Origin of the sequence: Carboxydocella sp. JDF658, assembly GCF_002049395.1 — a bacterium.
Lineage (GTDB): Bacteria > Bacillota.
Window position 1 is genome coordinate 1 of the sequence record NZ_BDLR01000005.1, and the last position, 24462, is coordinate 24462.

General features: G+C 51.6%; 22 protein-coding genes. 15 read left to right on the plus strand and 7 right to left on the minus strand.

The window, feature by feature from the left end; genetic code table 11:
* On the plus strand, positions 1 to 526 hold a 526-nt coding region (locus JDF658_RS01365), incomplete at its 5' end, for a S16 family serine protease (protein ID WP_278307343.1).
* Here JDF658_RS01365 and JDF658_RS01370 read toward each other — a convergent pair.
* From JDF658_RS01370 to JDF658_RS01385, 4 genes are read right to left on the minus strand one after another with little or no spacing between them, the layout of a single operon-like run.
* A complete protein-coding gene (locus JDF658_RS01370; protein ID WP_079906238.1) occupies positions 518 to 1894 on the minus strand; it encodes a PIG-L deacetylase family protein in 1377 nt (458 codons plus the stop codon). The two genes, JDF658_RS01365 and JDF658_RS01370, sit on opposite strands and share 9 nt — an antisense overlap.
* A gap of 30 nt (positions 1895 to 1924) precedes the next feature.
* A complete protein-coding gene (locus JDF658_RS01375; RefSeq protein WP_079906239.1) occupies positions 1925 to 2164 on the minus strand; it encodes a hypothetical protein in 240 nt (79 codons plus the stop codon).
* Entirely contained in the window at positions 2161 to 4335 is a 2175-nt protein-coding gene (locus tag JDF658_RS01380) for a Ger(x)C family spore germination protein (protein ID WP_079906240.1), read from the minus strand. The genes JDF658_RS01375 and JDF658_RS01380 overlap by 4 nt, the downstream gene beginning before the upstream one ends.
* Positions 4332 to 5744, minus strand: coding sequence for a spore germination protein (locus JDF658_RS01385; protein WP_159446522.1), 1413 nt, complete (start codon positions 5742 to 5744; stop codon positions 4332 to 4334). The genes JDF658_RS01380 and JDF658_RS01385 overlap by 4 nt, the downstream gene beginning before the upstream one ends.
* 101 nt (positions 5745 to 5845) lie before the next feature.
* On the opposite strand from JDF658_RS01385, the gene lon reads away from it, so the two are divergent.
* From lon to JDF658_RS01400, 3 genes are read left to right on the plus strand one after another with little or no spacing between them, the layout of a single operon-like run.
* Positions 5846 to 8218, plus strand: a complete 2373-nt coding sequence (gene lon / locus JDF658_RS01390; RefSeq protein WP_079906241.1) for an endopeptidase La — start codon at positions 5846 to 5848, stop codon at positions 8216 to 8218.
* Positions 8205 to 8810: a ribosome biogenesis GTP-binding protein YihA/YsxC gene (gene yihA, locus JDF658_RS01395; RefSeq protein ID WP_078664302.1), complete on the plus strand. Its 606-nt coding sequence runs from the start codon at positions 8205 to 8207 to the stop codon at positions 8808 to 8810. Before lon ends, yihA begins: the two co-directional genes overlap by 14 nt.
* 3 nt (positions 8811 to 8813) lie before the next feature.
* Entirely contained in the window at positions 8814 to 9815 is a 1002-nt protein-coding gene (locus JDF658_RS01400; protein ID WP_079906242.1) for a sodium:calcium antiporter, read from the plus strand.
* A 186-nt stretch (positions 9816 to 10001) separates the two neighbouring features.
* Here the strand turns inward: JDF658_RS01400 and JDF658_RS01405 are convergent, their stop codons facing one another.
* The gene (locus JDF658_RS01405; protein WP_079906243.1) at positions 10002 to 10871 is read right to left on the minus strand and encodes an NAD(P)/FAD-dependent oxidoreductase; all 870 of its coding nucleotides are present in this window, start codon (positions 10869 to 10871) and stop codon (positions 10002 to 10004) included.
* A 123-nt stretch (positions 10872 to 10994) separates the two neighbouring features.
* Here JDF658_RS01405 and JDF658_RS01410 point away from each other — a divergent pair, with 123 nt between their 5' ends.
* Complete coding sequence (locus JDF658_RS01410; RefSeq protein ID WP_143311760.1) at positions 10995 to 11666, plus strand: Crp/Fnr family transcriptional regulator; 672 nt, start codon at positions 10995 to 10997, stop codon at positions 11664 to 11666.
* A 3-nt stretch (positions 11667 to 11669) separates the two neighbouring features.
* On the opposite strand, the gene JDF658_RS01415 is transcribed toward JDF658_RS01410, so the two are convergent.
* Entirely contained in the window at positions 11670 to 12689 is a 1020-nt protein-coding gene (locus tag JDF658_RS01415; RefSeq protein ID WP_079906244.1) for an ABC transporter substrate-binding protein, read from the minus strand.
* A gap of 97 nt (positions 12690 to 12786) precedes the next feature.
* On the opposite strand from JDF658_RS01415, the gene JDF658_RS01420 reads away from it, so the two are divergent.
* Positions 12787 to 14064, plus strand: coding sequence for an ArsB/NhaD family transporter (locus tag JDF658_RS01420; protein WP_079906245.1), 1278 nt, complete (start codon positions 12787 to 12789; stop codon positions 14062 to 14064).
* A gap of 44 nt (positions 14065 to 14108) precedes the next feature.
* Here JDF658_RS01420 and JDF658_RS01425 read toward each other — a convergent pair whose 3' ends face one another.
* Positions 14109 to 14747, minus strand: a complete 639-nt coding sequence (locus JDF658_RS01425; protein WP_079906246.1) for a CBS domain-containing protein — start codon at positions 14745 to 14747, stop codon at positions 14109 to 14111.
* An 86-nt stretch (positions 14748 to 14833) separates the two neighbouring features.
* Between JDF658_RS01425 and JDF658_RS01430 the strand changes: the two genes are divergently transcribed.
* The 9 genes from JDF658_RS01430 to JDF658_RS01470 all read left to right on the plus strand — a co-directional run bounded on the left by JDF658_RS01430 (position 14834) and on the right by JDF658_RS01470 (position 24454).
* Positions 14834 to 15823 (plus strand): glycosyltransferase family 4 protein, encoded by a 990-nt coding sequence (locus tag JDF658_RS01430; RefSeq protein ID WP_079906247.1) that lies wholly within the window; start codon positions 14834 to 14836, stop codon positions 15821 to 15823.
* Position 15824: 1 nt separating this feature from the next.
* Positions 15825 to 16676: an LCP family protein gene (locus JDF658_RS01435; protein ID WP_079906248.1), complete on the plus strand. Its 852-nt coding sequence runs from the start codon at positions 15825 to 15827 to the stop codon at positions 16674 to 16676.
* A gap of 78 nt (positions 16677 to 16754) precedes the next feature.
* A complete protein-coding gene (locus JDF658_RS01440) occupies positions 16755 to 17600 on the plus strand; it encodes a TIM barrel protein (RefSeq protein WP_078664293.1) in 846 nt (281 codons plus the stop codon).
* A 23-nt stretch (positions 17601 to 17623) separates the two neighbouring features.
* Positions 17624 to 18889 (plus strand): HD-GYP domain-containing protein, encoded by a 1266-nt coding sequence (locus JDF658_RS01445; RefSeq protein WP_159446523.1) that lies wholly within the window; start codon positions 17624 to 17626, stop codon positions 18887 to 18889.
* Between the two features lie 15 nt (positions 18890 to 18904).
* The gene (locus JDF658_RS01450) at positions 18905 to 19594 is read left to right on the plus strand and encodes a Crp/Fnr family transcriptional regulator (RefSeq protein WP_242946580.1); all 690 of its coding nucleotides are present in this window, start codon (positions 18905 to 18907) and stop codon (positions 19592 to 19594) included.
* Positions 19595 to 19694: 100 nt separating this feature from the next.
* Positions 19695 to 21644 carry an anaerobic carbon-monoxide dehydrogenase catalytic subunit gene (cooS, locus tag JDF658_RS01455; protein ID WP_079906250.1) on the plus strand — a complete coding sequence of 650 codons (1950 nt, stop codon included), beginning with the start codon at positions 19695 to 19697 and terminating at the stop codon, positions 21642 to 21644.
* Between the two features lie 88 nt (positions 21645 to 21732).
* On the plus strand, positions 21733 to 22626 hold the full coding sequence (locus tag JDF658_RS01460; protein ID WP_079906251.1) for a MoxR family ATPase: 894 nt from the start codon (positions 21733 to 21735) through the stop codon (positions 22624 to 22626).
* Entirely contained in the window at positions 22626 to 23990 is a 1365-nt protein-coding gene (locus JDF658_RS01465; RefSeq protein ID WP_079906252.1) for a VWA domain-containing protein, read from the plus strand. Before JDF658_RS01460 ends, JDF658_RS01465 begins: the two co-directional genes overlap by 1 nt.
* Before the next feature lie 65 nt (positions 23991 to 24055).
* On the plus strand, positions 24056 to 24454 hold the full coding sequence (locus JDF658_RS01470) for a transcriptional repressor (protein ID WP_242946581.1): 399 nt from the start codon (positions 24056 to 24058) through the stop codon (positions 24452 to 24454).
* Positions 24455 to 24462: the final 8 nt, after the last annotated feature.

Sequence of the window (24462 nt, forward strand, 5' to 3'; positions counted from 1 at the left end):
CACTCCGGGGACGGGGCGGGTGCTGATGACCGGTCTGGTGGAAGAAGAAGAACTGGGGGGCGGGGGCAAGACCCTGCGCCGCAAATCCATGGCCCGGGCTTCGGTGGATAATGTCCTTACTGTTCTTCGCCGTTACCTGGGGATTGAGGCCCTGGATTATGACATTCACCTCAATTTCCCCGGGGGCACTCCTATCGATGGACCTTCAGCCGGAATCAGTATCCTGACCGCCATTTATTCGGCAGTGCGCAATTTACCGGTAGACAACCGGGTAGCCATGACCGGAGAAGTCTCGTTAAGAGGCCTGGTGCGGCCAGTAGGTGGAATTGTGGCCAAAGTGGAAGCGGCCCGTCAGGCCGGGGCAGAAAAAGTGCTGATTCCCCAGGATAACTATCAACAGCTGCTGGCGGAAATCAAAGATATTGAAGTAATTCCCGTTAAACACATTTCCGAGGTCATCCGGCATGCTATCCTGGTGCGAGAAGAAAAAAGCCAGGGTCAAACCCTGGCGGCCATGTCATTGTAGTTTTACCCAGTACCAGCCGGTTTTGTCCGCAATTTGCTTGCCGTTGCTGCCAGTCATGCCGGCCAGCAACACCCGGTTGGCCTGGCCTAATAGTTCGGAAGGTATTTGCCATTCCAGTCCCTTTTCCTGCCAGTGAAAGGGGACTTTTTTTGTTGCCAGGTCGTACGCAGCAGTTGCCCAGAGGACCTTTGCAGTATCCCTTTCCAGCAGCAGATGGGCCAGAGGATGTTGATTTCGGTAAAGCCAGAGGTATAAACGATAGGAACTACTGCGTTCAGGGGTTCCATAGAGCTGTAAGTTAGCAGTCCAACCTGAGGCTGTGGGCTGGATGGCAAGGGCTTTGATATCCTGGCCCGGCTTTAACCGCATCCGGACATGATCCAGTTCACCATCGGGCATGCTAAAGGGCAACTGGTATTTGGACCAGGCCAAAAAGATTTCTGATGCCCGCAAGAATCCTTTTAAATATGGTCCCATCACCTGCAACTGGGAGCGGTGGGCGGACAGAGCCTGTTCCTTGGCGGTTTTGGCTTCATCATTTAACAGCAGCCTTTCCCAGTTGAATTCCGGTCCGACCAGGCGTGGAGGCGGTTCTGCCTCCCGGTTTGGTTCTGCTGCCCACAATGCCGGCCAGGCCACATGGTGGACCAGGTAGGTATGGCGCCTGACGGGCAGCTGTAATTCCTGCAGGGCTATTTCGGTAAAGGTGCCTACCGCCCAGTGGTCGGGATGCTCATCAGCCGGAGTCGGATAGAAGATATCCGTAGGTTGAAAAGCCCGAATTTCTGCCTGCAGGGACTGGAGCAGATTTTCTCCTGTATAACTCAGACCGGGCTGTCTGGCCTGGGGATAGGGGACTTTATCGGTACGCACTCCGCCGCTGAGCCGGGGTTTTTGCCAGGATTGTTCCCAGAGGAAACGCAGGCCTCCATCAGGAAAACCCAGGTAGACGGCTTGCTGGTCAGGTTTAAGACCCAGGCGGGTCAGTCCTTGCCTGCTTTCCTGCCACCTCTGCAGGCCGAGACGGAAAAAATCAGCTGCAGTCGGTTCTATTTTACCGCTGCTGTGTTCACAGGCCAGTTTAAAACTGTCGCCCATAGTTACCACGATTACTTTGACGGGCAGGCCCTGGGCGTGAGCCATCGCCAGCAAACCCCCGGTGGCCAGCACCTCATCATCAGGATGAGGGGCGATCACCAGCAGGCGCTGGTTTGGATTAAGCTGCAGAGGCGTATAACCGACCTGTTCTGATTTGAACACAGCAGCAGCGGTGAAAATAACCTGGGGTTGCCACCACCAGAGCAGGCTGCTGACAGCAGTAGCCAGTAGAAAAAGCAAGAGGGGATATTTCAAGCGGTAATTGACCATGGTTAGCCCTCCCTTACAAGGGCTATTATATCATATCAGGCCGATTTTGTGGGCAAGAGGCTGAAAGAGTCTGGTGACAAATTGATCCAGATTAGGTAAAGTTAGTGCCAGAGCTGCCAGCATTAATAAGCCAATTCCGCTTAACCAGAGCAGGCTGAGCAGGATTTTTGCGGTACGGGAACTTTCCTGTTGCCAGAAACGAAAAACTGCAGGTAAGCTGGCAGCCAGAATCGCCAAAAAACTGAACCAGAGCAGTCCACTGGGGGTCATCTCGTTTCCTCCCTTGTAAAGGATTGACTGGTAAGGCCGATATTTTCCAGATTGACATTGACCTGAATCAGGATCTGGCTGCTGGCAATCAGGTCAGGCCAGTTCTTTTCATATTGATGCCAGAGGTGATGCTGCTGGCGATGGAAGGTTTTGCCCAGGCCCAGCGGGTCAACCTGCCAGTGTTTGAATTTGTTAATGGTGCTGTTGAGGCGGATGGTCAAATCCCGGGCCAATAATTTTTCCACTTTTTTATAAGCTTCAGGGTCAGCTAAATTGATATGGGTTTGTTGTTCGGTTAAATTGGCTTTTAGTCTGATCTTAAGTTTAAAGGTTAAGGGCCGGGATTTGACCAGTTCCTTGCTGCATTCGGCCAGGCGAATCTGTACTGTTAATTTCTTATTGTTTCTCAGGTCAATGGTGATTGCCCCGTTTTTGATTTCATTGTTCAACCACATATAAGCCCGCATTTCATTGACCGATAAAAACCCTTTCAGTCGAGAATTGTCAAAAACAGCCAGTCCCCCGAAAACAGGATTCTGTCCTTTCAATTCCAGTAAACCCAGGACCGGAGTTATTTCCGGATCGATCCATTGATTAATGAACTGATATAGTCTGAGGCTATAGCCACCGGAAGTGGTAGCCAGAAACCCGATTTGCTGGGCCATGGAAGTTTCAAATTGCGGTCTGGCAGCCAGAAATCTGGCTGCTGAACCTTTAGTAACAAAAAGCCAGACATTTTCCCGGATTTCCGGGTAACGGGTGAAAAAATCCAGCAGTTTGCCCGGATTTTCTCTGGCCAGATCTTCGTTAATCAAAACCGCAATAACATGCCCCCAGTAGAGTTCCCGGGATACCGAGAGGGATAAATTGCGGGCCGCAGCAAAAATCGTTTCCCCACTGCTGGAAACCAGGATCCGGCGCTGGGTTGGGGCTACTTCCCCGGCACTTTGTTCAGGTTTTATTACTTCTGCCGTCAGGCGCAGGGTGTTACCGGGGCCGGGGTCGATGGCCAGGCCCAGTGCTACTGCGCGGCGGTTTAATTCTTTAATACTCCAGCAGCCGCTATTAAGAAGCAGCAGAAAAATCAGGAGGGGAAAGAGCAGTTTACGGCCTGCCAGCCATAACAGCAAACAAAAGGGAATGACAAAACCAAAGGTCAGCAGGGTATAGACTGGCCAGATGCCACCCAGAAAGGCAACCAGCTGGGAAATATTATCATAGAGAAAATAATTGGATGCGACCATTAGAGGTAATAGCAGCAAACCAATAGTTACTTCCCGGCTTTTGAGATTAAAAATATCCTTGATAGCAAAACAGGTCAACCAGTACCAGATTGCCAGTTTAACGAATACTGTAAGAATCCAGAAGGAAAGAAAAAGGGATTCCAGTCTTTCCAGAAAATTAAAAAGGGAAATTACCCTGGCTCCACTCAAAGTTGGGAAAACCAGTTTACGGACATATAAGGGGCCGAAAATGGAAACAATCCCGATAACATTTATGGTAAACAAAAATCCACAGATGGCTATGATTCCATAGCCAATTTTTCGCCCCCGTCTTTGGGTTTGTTGATTACCATGATAGATGAGAAAAGATAGACAGACTATTTCCGCAAACCAGCTGGCAGGAGTAACTGCACCTTTCAGCACCGGCAAAAAGCCCCGGTCCAGAAAGGGAAGCAGGTTATCAAACTGATAATTAGGTAAAGCCAGGAGAGCTAAAATTACGAAAAATATAAAAGAAACAGGCAGAAAAATTTCTGCAGTCCGGGCCAGGGTCTGAATTCCCAGGTTCAGGCAGTAGAGAATGGGAACCAGAATGGTCAGGAAAAAAATCATTTTAGGCGTTTCCGGCATAAAGACCGCCACCAGGATGGTAGTAAATTCCTGAAAGACTTCAATGGTAACATGGAAGAACCAGAAAGCATAGCCAAGACCAATAAGCCAGCCCAGTTTGCCCCATGTCTGGCGCAGGATGCTCAGTAAATGTTGACCGGGATAATAAGATTGGAGTCTGACCTGGATTTCGGCCAGCAAGAAGCTGGCCAGAGTAGCCAGTACAGCAGATAACCAGCTGTCATTCAGGGCATGATGGGTGGTAATAGCCGGTACGAATAGAATAGATGTGGAAAAGATAGCGGAAACGCCCAGCAGAATCGCTTGCCAGGGAGTCATGTTTTTTGCCTCCTGTTAAACCAGATGGGTACCCGCAGAATAAAATCCTTCAGACCTTGAATATTAAGGGGAGCGATCGGTGACATATAGGGCTGTCCGAAAGAATGCAGGCTGGTAACATGCAGCACTATCATTATTACCCCAAGCATAATGCCATAAAGGCCAAGGATAGCTGCTAAAGCTAACATGGGGAAGCGCAAAAGCCGCATAGCGATAGCCAGGGGGTAATTGCCGGCAGCAAAGGATGCAATACCGGTAACTGCCACCATGATTACCATGGCAGGAGCTACCAGGCCAGCCTTGACCGCTGCTTCACCGATAACCAGAGCCCCGACAATACTGACAGCCTGACCCACGGCCCGGGGTAAGCGCACCCCGGCTTCCCGCAGGGCTTCGAAAGAAACTTCCATGATCAATGCCTGGACAAAGATGGGAAAAGGGACGCCTTCCCGTTGTTGCATAAAATTCAGGAGTAAAACAGTAGGCAGCATTTCCGGATGAAAGCTGATTACCGCCACAAAAAGGGAAGGCAACAGCAAGGACAAAAGCAAGGAAGCCAGACGAATAGTACGAATCAGTGAAGCAATGGGATAGCGTTCATAATAATCCTCATTGGCCTGCCAGAACTGGTTAAAGGTAGTGGGGATAATCAGCACAAAAGGAGTGCCGTCACATAAGATGGCCACCCTGCCCTCCAGCAAATTGGCTACCACCCGGTCAGGCCGTTCAGTATGGGCGATTTGGGGAAAGACACTGTATTTGTTATCTTCAATAAACTCCTCCAGATAACCTGACTCCAGGACGGTAGGCAATTTGATGGCCTGCAGGCGTTTTTTTACTTCCAGGACCAGATCGGTGCGGGTGGTGCTGGTCAGATAGATAACAGCGACTTTGGTCGGTGCCAGGTCACCGATTTCCATTAATTCCACTTTCAGGTCGACAGTATTGAGCCGGCGCCGAATCAGGCTGATATTGGTCAACAGATTTTCCACAAAACCTTCCCGGGGACCACGGACTACTGTTTCCGATTCCGGTTCAGTTACCTGACGCTCAGGATAGCCTTTAACTTCCAGGCCATAACAGGAACGCTGGTTTTGCAATAAAAGCAAACAGCTACCATTGAGTAGGGCCGGAATGGCTTCCTGCCAGCTATCGTATTTTTCCAGAGCATGGATGGTCAGGAGGGATTCATAATTAATCATTTCCAGTTTGGGTAGATGCAGAAGAAGGGGAGCAAGAACCTGATCACTGACGGTCTTTTTAGTGACCAGGGACTCAAAAAACACCAGGGCCCCTTTACCATGGCGGGTATGAAAGGATCGGATTTGCAAATCGGAGCTGAGGCTGAAAAGATTTTCAAGGAATTTGATATTTTTTTCTAATAGAGTGGAAATTGTGGGATTTGCCATATCCTGCTCACCTCCCCCATTATTATGTACTGTTTGTTTGATGAAAAATCTTATGATAGAATATACTAACGATAGTGTCATAGGGGTTTGGAGGTGAAAATATGGCAGCTGCTGCCAGTAAAGAAAACAAGACACTACCATTGCTGCCTCTGCGCGGTATTCTGGTCTTTCCTCACATGGTCATTCATCTCGATGTGGGACGGGAAAAATCCATCAGAGCCATCGATGAGGCCATGACTCAGGAGCGCTTGATTTTCCTGACCACTCAAAAAGAAGCACAAAATGATAATCCCGGTCCGGAAGATGTTTATGCTATTGGAACCATTGCGGAAGTCAAGCAATTGCTCAAATTACCGGGAGGTACCATTCGGGTGCTGGTGGAAGGTCTGGCCCGGGCACGGATTCGAAAGTACATAGCGGAAGAACCATTCTTCCAGGTTGAAGTCGAAGAACATATGGATGAAGAAAGAAAAACCCCGGAAACTGAAGCCCTGATGCGTACTTTGCTCAACCAGTTTGAGCAATACGTTAAGATCAGTAAAAAAATTCCTCCGGAAACTCTGGCCGGACTGATCAATCTGGACGAACCTGGGCGTCTGGCGGATATCATTGCTTCCCACCTGAGTCTGAAGGTAGAAGAAAAGCAGGCTATCCTGGAAGCATTCTCCGTGGCAGAACGGCTGGAAAAACTCTGTGAAATCGTCGGCAAGGAACTGGAAATCGTGGAGCTGGAACGGCGCATCAATATCCGCGTCCGCAAACAGATGGAAAAGTCCCAGCGGGAGTACTATTTGCGGGAGCAAATCAAGGCCATCCAGAAGGAGCTGGGAGAAAAGGACGAACGGGTAGCAGAAAGTGAGGAATACCGGGAAAAGATCAAGGCCGCCAAAATGCCGAAAGAAGTAGAGGAAAAAGCCTTGAAAGAGGTAGAGCGGCTGGAAAAAATGCCTCCCATGGTGGCAGAGACCGCTGTGATTCGTACATATCTGGACTGGCTCCTGGCTATGCCCTGGGCCAAAGAAACCAGAGATCGCATTGACATCAAACGGGCAGAACAGATTCTGGATGAGGACCATTACGGCCTGGAAAAGGTCAAGGAGCGCATCCTTGAATATCTGGCTATTCGCAAACTGGCCAAGAAGATGAAAGGTCCTATTCTCTGTCTGGTAGGCCCGCCGGGGGTGGGCAAAACCTCCCTGGTCAAATCCATAGCCCGGGCGTTAGAGCGCAAATATATTCGCATGTCCCTGGGTGGGGTACGGGATGAAGCGGAAATCCGCGGCCATCGCCGCACCTATGTAGGCGCATTGCCTGGCCGCATCATTCAGGGTATCAAACAGGCAGGGTCCAAAAACCCAGTTTTCTGTCTGGACGAAATCGATAAAATGTCCATGGACTTTCGGGGAGACCCGTCGGCGGCTCTGCTGGAAGTGCTGGACCCGGAACAAAATGCTAATTTTGTCGATCACTACCTGGAAGTGCCCTTTGATTTATCCAAGGTGATGTTTATCACTACTGCCAACAATCTGTATAGCATTCCGCGGCCTTTGCTGGACCGGATGGAAGTAATTCATGTCAGCGGTTATACCGAGGAGGAAAAAGTACAAATCGCCCTGCGTTATCTTTTGCCCAAGCAGGTCAAGGAACATGGGCTGAAACCGGAACAATTGCAGGTTTCGGAAAATGTTATCCGCCGCATCATCCGGCAGTATACCAAGGAGAGCGGGGTTCGCAACCTGGAACGGCAAGTGGCTGCTCTCTGCCGGAAAGCGGCCCGTCAGATTGTACAGGAAGAGGCAGAAACCGTCAAGGTCACGGTGCAGAATCTGGAGCAATACCTTGGTATTCCCCGTTTCCGCTATGGTACAGCGGAAAAGGCCAATGAAGTGGGAGTAGCTACCGGTCTGGCCTGGACGGAAGTAGGGGGAGACACCCTGGCCATTGAGGTTTCCCTGATGAAAGGAAAGGGCAAGCTCACCCTGACAGGCAAGCTGGGGGATGTCATGAAAGAGTCGGCCCAGGCAGGCTTTACCTATGTGCGCTCCCGGGCCGAACAGCTGGGAATTGACCCTGAATTCCACGAAAACACTGATATCCATATCCACGTACCGGAGGGAGCTATTCCCAAGGATGGGCCTTCGGCGGGGATTACCATGGCCACGGCCCTGGCTTCAGCTCTGCTCAACAAACCGGTGCGCTGTGATGTAGCCATGACGGGGGAAATTACCCTGCGGGGACGGGTTCTGCCCATAGGCGGGGTCAAGGAAAAAGTGCTGGCTGCCCACCGGGCCGGAATTACCACGGTAATTTTACCCAGCGAAAACAAGAAAGACCTGGAGGAAATTCCAGCGAATGTGCGCAAAAAGCTCAAGTTCGTCCTGGTTGACCATATGGACCAGGTCTTGAAAGAAGCCATAGTCTGGAATGAAACCGAAGCTCCCAGGTGTGGTGAGGAACAGCATGAAAATCATTAAGGCAGAATATACTGTTAGTGCAGTCAAAGCAGAACAATATCCTCAGGACGGCCGGCCGGAAATTGCCTTCGCCGGCCGTTCCAATGTGGGCAAATCTTCTCTTATCAATACCCTGGTGCAGAGAAAAAACCTGGCCCGTACCAGTTCCCAGCCGGGCAAAACCCAGACCATCAATTTTTATAGTGTCAATGACCTGCTTTACCTCGTGGATTTGCCCGGCTATGGTTTTGCCCGGGTTTCCAGGGCGGAACGGGAGCGCTGGGGACGTTTTATTGAAGCCTATCTCAATCAACGCCGGGAACTGGTGGCAGTGGTGCTGCTGGTGGATATTCGCCATCCCCCTACCCGGGATGACGTGATGATGTATGACTGGCTCTGCTACTTCAACAAACCGACCCTGGTGGTAGCCACCAAGGCGGATAAAATCAGCCGGGGGCAATGGGCCAAACACCTGAAGATTATCAGGAATGAGCTGGGGTTAAAACCGGAACACCAGCTGCTGCCCTTTTCGGCAGAGACCAGGCAGGGTCGGGAAGAAGTATGGGACTGGCTGGCCCGGGCCGCAGGAATTACTGAGGAGAACGGAGGCTGAGGCATGCTGGAAATCGGTATTCTCCTGGTCAGTTTGGGAGTAATTTTGTTAGGAGCAGAGCTGTTCACCAACGGGGTGGAATGGCTGGGGAAACGATTAGGAATGAACGAAGGGGCGGTGGGCAGTATTCTGGCAGCGGTGGGGACGGCCCTGCCGGAAACCCTGGTACCCATTATAGCCATTCTCTTCAACGCTGGCCGGGAGGCTGGTACAGAAATCGGTATTGGAGCTATTCTGGGAGCTCCGTTTATGCTGGGAACCCTGGCTTTTTGTGTGTCCGGGCTGGCAGCTCTGGCTTTTGCCTATCGGCGCCCCAGCCGCACCTGGATGACAGTGGATAAGAGGGTAGTTGGCCGGGATTTGCGTTTCTTCTTGCTGGTCTATGCTCTGGCCATTGTGGCTTCATTCCTGACTATAAGGCAGTTGAAACTGGCAGTGGCAGTGGCCTTGCTGGGAGCCTATATTATTTATGCTTATAAAACCATTCAGGATGAGGAAGGGGTAGAATGTGAATGCCTTTCTCCTCTCACCTTTGCCAGAAATAATCCCAACCCCGCCCTGGGCATAATCCTGTTACAGGTTGTAACTGCTTTAGGGGCTATTGTACTGGGGGCTGAGTATTTCGTCAAATCTCTGGAAGTTCTTTCGGGACACTGGGGTATTTCGCCGCTGGTCCTGTCCCTGATTATCACGCCCATTGCCACTGAGTTACCGGAAAAGTTCAATTCAGTAATCTGGATTCGGCAGGGAAGGGACACTCTGGCGCTGGGCAATATTTCCGGGGCAATGGTTTTCCAGAGTTCAGTTATTCCTGCTCTGGGGATCTTCCTGACTCCCTGGCAATTTACCTGGCCTTCTTTACCGCTGATTAGCTCCTTTTTTGCTCTGGCCTCCGCAGGTTATGTTTATCTTTTGATGAACATTAAAGGCAGGATTAGTGCCTTTACCTTGCTGGCAGGCGGTATTTTTTACGGGTTATTTTTGTTAATCGCCTTTAGCCAGTGATATTGACAAGAAGCGGGGGAGAGGATATAATTAAGTTGCGGTAAACGATAATAACACTCATTAGCGAAAATGTAAAAAAGTTTACAAGTTTGGAGTTCATTTTTGAACTCCAATACCATAGACCCACACCCACTCATCCATCCTCTCCCCATGTTAAAGCCCCGGTCATGACCGGGGCCCTTGTTTTTATTGCTGTCGATCCAGATAGCGCACTGCTGCCAGAGCCGCTACCAGCCCTTCTCCTACAGCCTTGGCCAGCTGGTAGGGGGTACCGGTACAGTCCCCGGCGGCAAAAACACCTGGGAGATTGGTTTCTTGCTGGCGGTTGACTTTAATATGGTTATCCTCCAGCTCTAGCCCTGGAATCAGTTGACCGGGTGGTAAGGTCTCTTTTTCCAGAAAAACTCCATCCACTGTCAGCCGGGTACCGTCGGCCAGCTCCAGGGCCTCCACCTTATCCTGACCATGGATTGCCCTGGGCTTAATGAACACAACCTCCAGATTGGCAGCTTGAAAACCTATATTCTTTTCATAAAGGGGAAGATAGTAGACTTTGCCGCAGATCTGGGTCAAGAAAGGCAGTTCTTCTTCCCCTTTGGGATTTTCGGCTATGTAGGCTACTGTTTTACCCTGATAAAGGGGACCATCGCAAGTGGCACAATAGCCTACTCCTTTGCCCAGCAGTTCCTGTTCTCCAGGCAAAAAGCGGGCCATAGGTATGCCGGTGGCGATAATCACCGTTCTGGCCTGGTAGAATTCATTTTTGGCCAGCAGGCCAAAAACTTCTCCCTGAGGTGCGACCTGAGTAACCTGCTGGGGCAGGATATTGAGCCCCAGACTCTGGTAATGGGCGAGAAAACGCTGGCGCATTTCATCTCCGCTCATTTCCGGCAGGCCCAGGTAATTGTCCACCCGGGGGGCTTTATGTAATTTAGGGGAACAAAAATCTGTCCCGAAGTGGATGATGGACTTACGGCGAATCTGACCATTGATGGCGGCTGAAAGGCCAGCGGGGCCGCAGCCGATGATGGCGATATCATAGATTTTATCCTCCATGCCAATCCCCTTTCTGTTGCTTGTGTTTCTTTCATAGTATGACCGGTAGAGGAAAAAGTTAGACCTGGCAGGGATTGGGGATTTAGTGGAGAATATAAACAAGGGATTCTGGAGGTGAGGGTTGTGTTGCGGGAGGAATGCGCTTTTTGTCTGCGGGATATTCCCCTTTTTGCCGGGGTACAGGAAGATCTTTTCCAGCATATTTGCCAGAATACAGGGAAAAGGCACCTGGAAAAAGGGGAGGAACTGTTTCGGCAAGGGGAACCGGCGGAAACGGTATTTCTGCTCAAAGAGGGTTCTGTCAAACTGATCCAGTTTACAGAAGAAGGCAGGGAAGTGATTGTTGATATTGCTGGCAAAGGGGATGTACTGGGGGAAGAAAACCTGTTTTCAGTGCAAAACTGGCCGGTAACTGCGATCGCTCTGGAGAACACCCGCTGCTGTACCATCAGCAGACAGCAGCTGGAAAAGGCGGTGCTGGCTCAGCCCCGCCTGACCATGCAGTTAATTAGCTATCTGGGGAGCAAGTTTTATCAGGCTCTGGAAAGCAAGGGGGAGTTATTGACCGATACCGTGCCGGTACGCCTGAGCAAGTTACTGGTCCGGCTGGCCCGGGAGCATGGTCGTTCCACTCCCCAGGGGACGGTGATCCAGGTTCAGCTGACCCAGCAGGACCTGGCCGATATGCTGGGAGTTTCCCGGGTAATTGTGGTCCAGGCCTTAAAAGAACTGAAGGAAAGCGGCAGAATTGACAAACAGGGGAGATATTATTTGCTCAAGGACAAATGTTTTTAATTTTTAATGGGACAGGGCTGAGCGGGCCGGCTCTGGATTGACCAACTCCTTTTCTGGCAGAGGAGCAGCCAGCTGGCCGGTACTGACCATCATTTCCTGGAGATTATTAAAAGCAGTTGCGGCAGGGAGAGGACTTTCGGCCCAGACTCCGGCCTGATAATAGCGGGTAAGCATTTGCTCCAGTTCTGCCTGGCTGTATTCGGGGAAGAAGGGCTTGATGGCAGCGGCCGTATCGGTCGGGGTATGTTCTGCCACCCAGCGCTGGGCCCGGGCCAGGGCCCGCAGGAAGGCCAGGGTGGAGGTCTTTTTTAATTCCAGAGTGGAGGATAAGCTCAGATAAACCGCAAAAGGCAATTCTGGCCCAGCCTGGCCCAGCGAGGCCACCACCTTTCCCTGCCCCTGGTTTTCCAGTTTAGAAGCTAGCGGTTCGAAGGCCTGCAGATAATGGCCACTGCCGCTGACAAAAGCTCCTTCTACCCATTCGGAGGGGATATTTTGCACCAGCGTAACATCCCTATATGGTTTAATCCCCTGTTGCTGCAAGAGCCAGGCGAGGGACATTTCCGGCATGCTTCCCCGGCGGCTGGTGATAACCATTTTGCCTTTGAGATTGTTCCAGGTGAAATCAGGTTCAGGCTGGCGGCCAATTAAAAAGGAACCATCCCGGCGGGTTAACTGGGCGAAAACCACGGGCAATTCCCGCAGAGGAGGGTGCTGGCGGCGAGCCTGAAGGACCAGGTCAGGCCCGGCCAGGATAAAATCAGTTTCCTGCTTGAACAGGGAAGCTAGAGATTTATCTCCGCCCCAGGCAGTTTGAAGCTGAACTTCCAGGTGTTCGGCCTGAAAAAAGCCCTGGCTGAAGGCTACATACTGGGGAGCATAATAGACACTGCGCACAGCTTCGGTCAAACGGACCGGGGTTAATTTTTTTTCAGTGATAGGGGGTTTGGCTTCTTTGCTGAGGCTGCAACCTGCCAGGAGCAAGGAAATAAGCATAACCAGTACCCATCTGAAGATGTTCATTTTCCACCCACCTCTCCTTCATCAGTATGGAGTCACTATTTTCAATATATGAATTTTTAATTTATAATAGAAGGGTAAAAAAGAAAGGAGGCAGGAAATGATAGGGAAAATGGAACTGGCGACGGGAATTTTTCTTCTCACCTATGCGCTGATTGTGGCGGAAAAACTGCCACGCACAGCTGTAGCCCTGGCCGGTGGTCTGGCTATGATTTTGCTGGGTTTAGAGACCCAGGAGCAGGGGTTACATCATGTGGATTTTAATACCCTTGGCTTATTGATCGGGATGATGATCATTGTGGGGATTATTCGCAAAACCGGTGTTTTTGAGTATCTGGCCCTGACATCTGTGCGGCTGGCCAAGGGGCGGCCGTTAGCTTTGCTGGTTTACCTGAGTCTTTTAACTGCGGGCGCTTCCGCTTTTCTGGATAATGTCACCACGGTTTTGCTGGTTGCACCCGTTACCTTTACTCTCTGCCGGGAAATGGGGATTAGCCCTATACCCTTTCTCATCAGCGAGATCATCGCTTCCAACGTAGGTGGAACGGCGACTCTCATCGGGGACCCACCCAACATTATGATCGGTAGTGCCGTCAAGGAGCTGAGTTTCCTTGATTTCATGCTGCACCTTGGCCCGGTGGCGATTATTGTTATGGCAGTTACCTTGCCGATTCTGGTTTTGATTTACCGGCGCCAGCTGGTTATCGATGAGGAGACCCGGCAGCGGCTGTTACAGCTGGATCCGGCGCGAGAACTGAAAAAGGGACCATTGCTTTATCAATCTTTGGGAGTACTGGCCTTGACCATTCTGGGCTTTTTCCTGCACCAGGTTTTTCATATTGAATCAGCCACCATTGCCATGGGGGGAGCGGTACTCTTGCTGTTGCTCTCCCGGATTGATCTGGAGGAAGCTTTTCATACAGTGGAATGGGGAACCATTTTCTTTTTTGTAGGCCTGTTTGTCCTGGTAGGTGGCCTGGTGGAAACGGGAGTAATCAGCCGGCTGGCCCAGTGGACTCTGACTGTCACCAGCGGGGAAACGGAGCTGGCGGCAGGATTGATTCTCTGGGTGGCAGCTCTGGCTTCGGCATTTGTGGATAACATTCCCTTTGTAGCTACTATGATTCCTTTGATCAAGGAGGTAGGCCTGAGCGGCGGGATTGCCAATCTGGAACCCCTCTGGTGGTCGCTGGCTCTGGGAGCCTGCCTGGGCGGCAATGGCACCCTGGTAGGTGCTTCAGCCAACGTGATTGTAGCGGGAATGGCTGAGAGTCAGGGTAAACCCATTGGTTTCCTGCGCTTTATGCTGGTAGCCTTCCCCTTGATGCTGCTTTCGATTGTTATAAGCCATATCTATATAACCTGGCGCTACTTCTAAGTCAAACCCCCTGACCTTACCGGCAGGTAAGGCCAGGGGGTTTTTTAGGTCCAGGGACAGGCCAGCGGATCACTGGTAAGATGGAGGACCTGAAAACCGGCTTCGCTGAGGGCGCATTTTACCAGCTCTTCATCCTCCTGGGCCAGCTTGAGCACAATTTCATCGGGTAAAACCACCAGTTTCTCCACCCAGAGATTGTACTTATCAAGGGCAGCGATCAGGCTGGCTAAAAAACCCTTGCGAGGATGGAGGGCGATGGTTACCCTGGTACCGGGTTCGGCAAAACCGAAAGCGGTGGCAAAAATGCGAAAAACATCGGTTTCGGTGATAATACCCACCAGGCGTTGATTTTCCACTACAGGCAGGCAATCGAGATGGCAGCTGGCAAAGAGATGGGCTGCTGCTTCAACCGTGGCGGTTGGTTCAATAAAATGGGGATCGGTTTTCATGATTTGTCGGACCGGGGTCCGGCCCAGCAAGTTGGCTTCATACTTGCTCAACTCCTTGCGCGGAAAAAGGCGCAGGATATCGGTTTCACTGAGCAGGCCAACCAGTTTGCCCTCCCTGGTGATTACCGGCAAATGCCGGACACTGTGAGTGCGCATCAACTCCAGAGCCTGCCCAACCTGGGCATCAGCACTGATGCTGACCGGCTGGGGTGTCATGATTTCTGCAATCAGCATTTTATCCCCTCCTCCTCTATAGTTTTCGCTTCAAATGAAAAAAATCCTGTCAGCCGGGGCAAGTTATTACTGTGGAGGTGGTTATTATGCCTTTTTTCCTGGCACTGGCTTTGACCTGGGCGTCAATGCCCCTGGTGATGGAATTAGCCGAAAAAATGGGGGCGGTGGCCCAACCGGGAGGACGTCATATTCATGCCCGGCCTATACCCCGCCTGGGGGGACTGGGGATAGCTCTGGGCTTGTTTATTGGCTGGCCCCTGGCGGTAGGGCTGGATTCCCGGCTGGCAGGGCTGATTTTGAGCAGTTTGTGGCTGGTATTACTGGGCATAATCGATGACTGGCGGGGGATGAAAGCCTGGCATAAACTGCTGGGCCAGCTGGCTGCGGCCCTGATTCTGGTGGGCTATGGTTTTTACAGTCAGTGGGCTGTGAATCCTTTTGGTGGCCTGTTCTATATTGATGGCCTGGGAGCGGTATTTTCTATCCTCTGGATCGTCGGTCTGATCAATACTATTAACCTGACTGATGGTTTAGATGGACTGGCAGGCGGGATTACTCTTTTTGCCAGCCTTTTTCTGGCCTTGCTTTTTGCCGGGGCAGGAGAATGGCGGGCGGCCCGGCTGGCCCTGGTGCTGGCCGGGGCGGTACTGGGCTTTCTCTTTTACAATTTTCATCCAGCCCGCATTTTTCTCGGGGATACAGGCAGTATGTTGCTGGGATTTACTCTGGCGGCCATAACTCTGGAAGGAATGGCTGGTGCCCTCTCCCTGGTACGCATTCTGGTGCCGGTGCTTATCCTGGCCTTGCCCATCAGTGATGTCCTACTGGCGATTATCCGGCGGCGGGCCAACGGGCAGGGCGTTTTTGTCCCCGATCGGGGGCATTTGCATCACCGTCTGCTGGATTGGGGTTTAAGCCAGCGGCAGGCGGTACTGGTCCTCTATGGCGGAACTTGCAGTCTGGGTTTACTGGCTATCGGCCTGTCAGGCATCAATCTCTATTACTCTTTTACTGCCCTCCTGGCAGGAGGCTTCATCTTGCGCTGGCTCTATGGCCAGAGAAGGGAGGTAGCCTGAAATGCGGCGTACGCTGGGGATATTGCTGATTTTCATCCTTTTTGGGGCAGGAATCTGGTGGTACCGGGAAGGGAAAATTTCTCCTCCCATTAGCGGTCAGGCAGTACGTAAACCCCAGCTACCGGGTTTTACCGTACTTCTGGTAGGACTGGACAAGCGCCCTCACGATCCTACCCCTCGCAGTGATTCCATTATCGCCGTGCGGGTAGATCCCGAGAAGAAGCAGATTGGCGCTCTTTCCATTCCCCGCGATACCCGGGTATTGCAGCCTGATGGTGTGATGGGGAGAATTAACCGGGTCTATTTCAAATGGAAAATCGATGGGTTGTTGCTGGCAGTTAATCACCTGCTGGGTACTGCTATTGAACGCTATATTATCACTGATATAGCAGGATTGGCTCAGGTAGTAGATGCCCTGGGAGGGGTAACTATCTATGTGGAAAAAGATATGTACTGGCGGGATGACCTGGGGGAAATCAATCTCAAAAAAGGCTGGCACAGACTCAATGGTCAGCAGGCTGCGGGCTATGCCCGTTTTCGCCATGACCCCCAGGCAGACATCGGCCGCACCCGGCGGCAGCAAAAACTGCTCCAGGCGATCTGGCAGGAAGCCAGAAAGCCGCAAAACCTGGGGCGGCTGCCTCAGGTCTGGCTGAAAATCAATCAGGCGGTGACCAGCAATCTATCCTGGCAGGAAAAAAGCCAGCTGGCTGAGGCTTTTTTGACTATCGAGGGTTACCAGGTCAAAACGGCTACTCTGCCGGGCCGGCCGGCTTATATCGGTGGAGCCAGTTACTGGCTGGTGGAGAGAGCGGCAGTTGAAAAAAGTGTAAAAGAAATTTTAGGCAGATAAAAATAAAAGGATTTTATTCCTTTCTGTCGAAATACATTATCATTATTGATATTGCTGGAATTTAAGGAGCGATGTTAGTTGAAAATCCGATTTGGTGCGGCAGGCAACCCTGATTCCTTTTATGCTGCCGGTTACAGGTCTTCGCTGCAGATGCCTGCCTATCTGGCCAGTCTGGGTCTGAATGCCTATGAGTATCAGCTCAGCCGCGGGGTACGGATTTCGGAAAAGATGGCCAGGCAGCTGGGGGAAGAAGCGGTTAAGCATGATGTTCTCCTTAGTGTTCATGCTCCCTATTACATTAATTTTGCCTCACCGGATCCGCAAATTCAGGCCAGCTCCCGGGAACACCTGCTCAAGTCAGTAGAAGCAGCCCGCTGGCTGGGAGCACAACGGGTGGTATTTCATCCCGGCGGAGCGGCCCGGATGGAGCGGGAAACGGCGGTACAACTGGTCAAAGAGAGGCTACAGGAGGTTATCGCCATCCTGGAAGACCGGGGCTGGACGGATGTTTATCTTTGTCCGGAAACCATGGGCAAGAAAAACCAGGTGGGCACTCTGGCGGAAGTGATTGAATTTTGCCAGTTCAGCCCCATGCTATTGCCCTGTGTGGATTTTGGGCATCTCAATGCCCTCTTGCAGGGAGAGCTGGAGACGGAAGCGGGCATGAATCGGGTACTGGAGGACCTGGCAGCTGGTCTGGGCCCGGATGTGCTGAGCAAGTTGCATGTCCATTTCAGTCCGGTGGAGTACACAACCGGTGGAGAAAAACGGCATGCTACTGTAGCGGATGGAATTCCTCCGGATTTTCGCTGGCTGGTTCCGGGATTGAAGGCATGGAAAGCAACTCCGGTGATTATCTGCGAATCAGCGGGGACCCAGGCGGAAGATGCCTGTCATTATCGCGACCTCTATCTTGAGGGATAATGGAGCAGAGAGAGGGAAACCGGATGAAAAGAAAAATGTCTCTAGTTAAGCAATTCAGTATCTCCAGTTTTATTGTCATCAGTTTGCTGGGGGCGGTGCTGGCTATTACTTTTTCCGTTTTTTTCGAAAAAACGGTATTGAACGTTTCGGCTGAACGAACAGCAGATTTGGTCAATATTATTGTCTCCTATTCTCTGCGCCCGGAGGATTTCAGCCAGCCCATGATTGGACCCCGGCTGGATGCTTTCGATACTGTGATCAAAGAAAATATCACCAATGAAGAGGATATGAAACTGGTCAAAATCTGGAATGCCCAGGGGTTGATCATCTATTCTAATAAAACGGACTTGATAGGTCAACGCTTTCCTATGGAAAGCGACTTGAAAACAGCGCTGGCCGGGAAAACAGTAGCGGAAATTGCCAGTATGGAAAAGCCGGAAAACCAGATAGATGAGCTGGATCCATCCAGGCGCTATATAGAGGTTTATGTTCCCATCCGCGATAAAGCTTCTGGTCAGACGCTGGGCGTATTTGAGGTTTATCGGGAAGCGGATAATATCTACGAGTATATTGCCAATGGGCAAAAATTCGGTCGTTTCTTCATTGGCATCAGCTTTCTGGTCTTATATTTATCTCTGTACCAGATTGTTAAGCGGGCAGCTAAAACCATTGAGGAACAAAATGTGGCCATTCGGCGCCTGACCAGTCGTCTGGATGAGACCATGGCGGCCCAGGAGGCCATCCATGTAGGTACCATTAAAGCTCTGATGAGTGCTCTGGATGCCAAGGATCATTATACTGCCGGGCATTGCATGCGGGTGACTGACTATGCCCTTTTACTGGGGAGAGCTGTTAATTTGCCTCAGGAGCGTCTGGATTTGCTGGAAGAAGCCGCCCTTTTCCATGACATCGGCAAAATCGGTATTCCCGAGCAAATTCTGAACAAAAAGGATTCCCTGACTACGGAAGAATTTGAAGAAATGAAAAAACACCCGGTAATTGGTGCTGAAATCATTGCCTCTACCAGGGTATTTGCTGAACATGCCGAACTGGTCCGCCATCACCATGAGCGTTATGACGGGCGAGGTTATCCTGATGGGCTGAAAGGAGAGGAAATCCCCATTGAGGCCAGGATTATGGCCATAGCTGATACCTATGATGCCATGACCAGTGACCGGCCTTATCGCAGCCGGATGTCAAAGGAAAAGGCGATTAATATTTTGCTGGATTGCCGGGGTACCCAGTTTGACCCGCAACTGGTAGATGTTTTTGTGGAATTGATCCGTTAAAAAGGGGGGAGTTGAGTGGAGCTGACAGGTAAACATTTGCGCCGTCTGCCGCTTTTTGCCGGTTTGCCGGAAGAGGCCCTGAACGAACTGGCCAAACTGGTGAGGGTGAGAAATTATAAAAAAGACATGCTGATTTTTCTGGAAGGGGAGCCCGGAGAGGGTTTGCATTTTGTCCAGCAGGGGAAAGTAAAAATCTACAAAATGGCCAGTGATGGCAAGGAACAGATTTTGCATTTCCGTCAGCCCGGTGATATTTTCGCCGAAGTTACCCTTTTTGATGGCGGGCCTTATCCAGCTTCGGCGGAAACTATTGAGGAAAGCCAGATTGGCATTATCCGTAATGCTGATCTTTACCAGTGGCTGGAACATCATCCCTCCCTGACGGTGCAGTTGCTGAAGGACATGGCCAAAAAACTCAGGGAAGCCCAGCAACGGCTGGTGGAACTGGTTCAGAAAGACACCTACGGTCGGGTTGCTTCTACCTTACTAAGGCTCGCCGAAAGTTTCGGCAGTGAGTGTGCAGTTTGCAAGGAAAGCACAGTCATTAACCTCTACCTGGACCGTCAGGAACTGGCCAATTATGCTGGCACTTCTCGGGAGACGGCAACCCGGATTTTGCAGGACCTGGCCAAAAGTGGAATCATTAAACTGGAAGGCAAAAAAATCACTATTCTCAAACAAAAGGAACTGGAACGCTGGTTGTAGAGTGTGAGCAATCTCACACTCTTTTTTGTTTTTGCTTACAGTAACCTGCTGTCTGCCTCCGGTATAATTAGCCCTGAACAAAACTAAAGGAGGCCTGGTCATGGGTATTTTCGATTTTTTGCTGGGTGGCAATAAACAAAATCATAAGGAAAGTCATGGTTGTGCCAGCTGTGCTGCAGCGGATAGCTGTTATTCAGCCCACGAATCAGTGAACCAGCTGCAGGAAAGGATGAGCCAGCTGGGTTTACCCAGTGTATTTGATCGTTATCAGGCTCAACAGCCTCAGTGCGATTTCGGGAAAAAGGGAATCTGCTGCCAGCTGTGCAGTCATGGTCCCTGTCGGATTACTCCCAAAGCTCCTTACGGGATCTGCGGAGCTACTGCTGATACTATTGTTGCTCGAAATCTGGCCCGTTTAACAGTGCACGGAGTGTCAGCCTATACCCATCACCTGGAAGAATTGTGTAAAACTCTGAAAGCCACTGCGGAAGGGAAAACTACCTTCACCATTGGCGATCCTGATAAATTGAAAGCTCTGGCTCAGGTACTGGGGCTGGAGCCGGAACAGCCGGTGAATGAACTGGCCAAAGCGGTAGCGGATATTGTGCTGGTGGAATTGCGCAAAGGAGCCGATGAACCTCTGGCTCTGGTCAAGTTGTTTGCTCCTCCTACCAGAATTCAGGCCTGGGAGAAGCTGGGGATTGTTCCCGGCGGTCCTCTGTCCGAGGTGCGGGATGCTTTGACCAAAACCATGTCCAACATCACCAGTGACCCGGTAGATCTGTTACTCACTACTTTGCGGCTTGGCATTGCTGCCGGTTACATGGGTCTGGTAGCAACCATCACCCTGCAGGACATCCTGCTGGGCTCTCCGAAATTGGTGAAGAGTGCGGCAGACCTGGGCATTCTGGATCCTGATACGGTCAATATTGTAGCTCACGGACACGTGCCTTTAATGGCCACTGCCGTGATTGAGGCCGTCAATGACCCGGAACTGATTAAGCTGGCGGAAGCCGCTGGCGCCAAAGGCATCAAGGTCTATGGTTCCATGTGTACCGGTCAGGAGCTGATGCAGAGAAATGCCCACAATCGTTCCGGCTATGCCGGCCAGCTGGGTAACTGGATAACCCAGGAATTTATGATTGCTACCGGTGCGGTGGATCTGGTAATGATGGATATGAACTGCTCTATTCCGGCCTTGAAATATGTGGCTGACCGCTTCCACACTAAACTGATCTCCGTATCCCACATTCTGCGCATGGCCGGGGTGGAAACCAATATCGACTACAAGCCGGAAAAAGTGGCAGAACAGGCCCGGGAAATCGTGAAAATGGCCATTGCTGCTTACAAGAACCGGGGCAAGGATGTGGTGATTCCGGTCAACCAGAAGCCGGTGGTGGCAGGCTTTGGCCTGGAAAGCATAGCTTCTGCTCTGGGCGGTAGCCTGAATCCCCTGCTGGATGCTATTAAATCTGGTGCTATTAAAGGGGTAGTCGCGGTAGTAGGTTGCACCAACAACCGCAATGGTCATGATTCCATGGGCATCGCCCTCACTAAAGAGCTGATTAAGCGGGATATTCTGGTGATCAATTCCGGTTGTATGTCCAGCGCTACCGAAAATGCCGGTCTGATGGACCCTGCAGCTGCGGAACTGGCCGGTTCCGGTCTGAAGGCGGTTTGCCAGTCCCTGGGCATTCCTCCTGCTTTGAACTTCGGTTCCTGTGTGGATATCGGCCGTATCGGGGTAGTGGTAACTGAATTGGCCAATGCCCTGGGTGTAGATCCTTCCCAGCTGCCGGTAGCAGCTTCTGCGCCTGAGTATCTGGAACAAAAAGCAGTTGCCGATGGGGCTTTTGCCGTAGCCTTTGGTTTACTAACCCATTTGGCACCTGCGCCACCGGTACTGGGCTCTGAACTGGTAACCAGGATTCTTACCAAAGATGTGGAAGACCTGACCGGCGGTCGCTTCCTGGTGGAACTGGATCCCGTTAAAGCTGCCGATGCCATTGAAGCCCATATTCTGAAAAAGCGCCAGGCCCTGGGCATTTAACCGGGGAGGAAGGAAGGCGGCAGTCGCTGACTGCTGCCTTTCTGTGTTATAATAACTCTAAGAGAGAATGGGAAGGATGGGAGAAAAGATGTTTAACAGTGTTGCGGAACTGAAAGAAGCTTTTCGCCAGCAGGGTTATATCGGGGAAGAGGAGATCATAACCACTGTTTATCTGGCCTTGAAACTGGGCAAGCCCCTGTTGATTGAAGGAGCACCTGGAGTAGGGAAAACGGAAATTGCCAAGGTATTAGCCCGGATTTTTAACACCGAACTGGTGCGCCTGCAGTGCTATGAGGGTCTGGATGAAGCTAAAGCCCTGTACGAATGGAACTATCAAAAACAATTGATTGCTATCCAGATGGCCAAGGAGATGGGCTGTGTAGCTCCGGGGGCAGATAATCTCTTTTCCGGAGAATATCTGCTGGAAAGGCCTCTGCTCAAGGCCATTCGTGCTGAAAAACCGGTAGTATTGCTGATCGATGAAGTGGATAAGACGGAAACGGAGTTTGAGGCTTTCCTCTTCGAAGTACTGAGTGATTTTACTGTTTCCATTCCTGAGCTGGGGACCATGGTGGCCCGAACCCGGCCGATTGTGATTCTGACCTCCAATGCGGAACGGGAGCTGTCTGATGGTTTAAAGCGCCGTTGTGCCTATCTCTACATTGAATACCCCTCCTATGACAAGGAACTGGCAATTATCCGCACCAGAGTGCCGGAAGCTGAGGAACAGTTGGCCCGACAGGCTGCGGCGGTGGTTCAGACTTTGCGGCAAATGGACCTCAGCAAGAAGCCTTCCATTGCCGAGACGCTGGACTGGGTCCGGGGACTGCTGGCCCTGGGCGCAGCAGAAGTAAATGCCCGGAACCTGGAGCAGACAATGAATTTACTGCTGAAGCACCGGGAAGACCGGGAAATGGTCAAGGAAGCCGGTGGTTGTGCTGGTTTATGCCAGCGGGCAGGATGTGGAAGAAGGGATAAATAATGGATATGCTGGCCCGTTACTTGCGCTTTATTATCGCCCTGCGCAGCCTCAGTTTGCGTATCAGCACTGCTGAAGTGATGGATGGGCTGGAGGCCTTACTTGCTGTGGACTGGACCAGCCGCTCCCAGGTAGAGACTGCTCTCATCACTACCCTGGCTAAAGACGCCCGCAGCCGGCGGCTGGTGCGCCAGGCCTTTGCCAGTTATTTTCGGCCTCCGGAGCAGGTAGCGGAAATGCTAGCCCAGTATGCGGCTCAGCAGCAGGAACAGGCCCAGCAGCTGGCTGAAGCGGAGGCGGAGCTGGTTTTCACCGGTCCGGAGGAAGAGTGGACTCAGGAACTGCAATTATCCCAGGAAGATAAAGAAACCTATGCCCGCCTGCCGGAAGGGGAAAAGCAAAAACTGCGGGATTTTTTACAGCAGTACGCAGCTGGAAACCAGATTGTGGACCCGCGCGGCCTGATGGAAAGGGTGGTGCAAAGTCAGCTCAATTACTGGAAACGCAAACTGCTGGCTGAAGAGGAAGAACGAGAAAGCAGGCAGGTGCAGTTGAAACCCCTGGAGACAGGGGATGCGGAGCTGGATGCCATGCTGAGCCAGCTGGTAGTGAATGTGCCGGAAGAGGATAGCTTGCTCTATCAGGATATGAAGAACATCGAAGATGAGGACTTGCCCCGGGTAACCCGCCTGATTCAGCAGCTGACCCGGCGGCTGGCGGTGAAAATTTCCCGCCGTTACCGGCAAAGCCAGCGCCGTCGTTTACTGGATCTGCGCCGTACTATTCGCCACAATATCCAGTACGGGGGAGTAATGTTTCGGCTCAAATATCGACATCATCGCCTGGATAAACCCCGGGTAGTGCTGATCTGTGATGTTTCCGGTTCCATGGCCCGTTATGCCCGGTTTGTCCTGCAGTTCGTCTATGGTCTGGCCGGAGCGGTCCGGGATGTGGAAGCCTTCGTTTTCGCCGAGGACCTGGAACGCATTACACCGGTATTGAAACAAAGGCAGGGTTTTGCCGAAACCATGAGTGAGATCATGGCCCGCAGCAAGGTCTGGGGGCAGGGTACTAACCTGGCTCAGGCCCTGGCCCAGCTGGAACGGGATTATCAGCGGGTGCTGACTCCTTCCACGCTGGTGATTTTGCTCAGTGACGGCAAGACCACCGGGCTGGAACAGGCAGCAGCCCGGCTTAAGAAGGTGCGGGGACGGGTCAAGCATATCCTCTGGCTCAATACCCTGCCCCGCAAGGAGTGGCCTCTGACCCGGGCCCCCAGGTTACTGGGGCAACATGCCCGCTTACTGGAGTGCAACACTATCAGTCATCTGGAACAAATTTTGTCCCGCCATCTCTCATTTGCTTGACGATAGCTGGTAGAGGTTTTATAATGTAATTAGAAATGATTATCGTTATGAGAGGGGACGGGGCCATGAAACAGACCCGGATGACCAGACAAAAAAAGATAATCCTTGAGGTTCTGCGTTCCACCAGGTCTCATCCTACTGCTGACTGGATCTACATGGAGGCACGCAAGCAGATTCCTAACCTGTCCCTGGGGACTGTGTACCGCAACCTCAACCAGCTGGCGGAAATGGGCGAGATTCTGGAATTGAATTATGGCAGCAGTTTCAGCCGTTTTGATGGCAATCCGGTACCCCACTATCATCTGGTTTGTGAAAACTGTGGCCGGGTTTATGACCTGGAACTGCCGGTAATGCACCAGCTGGAAACTTCCGCAGCTGCGGTGAGTGGGGCGGAAATTCGGGGACATCGCCTGGAATTTTACGGGATTTGCAACCACTGTAAAAGGGAACAATATCAACAGTAGAGGTAAAC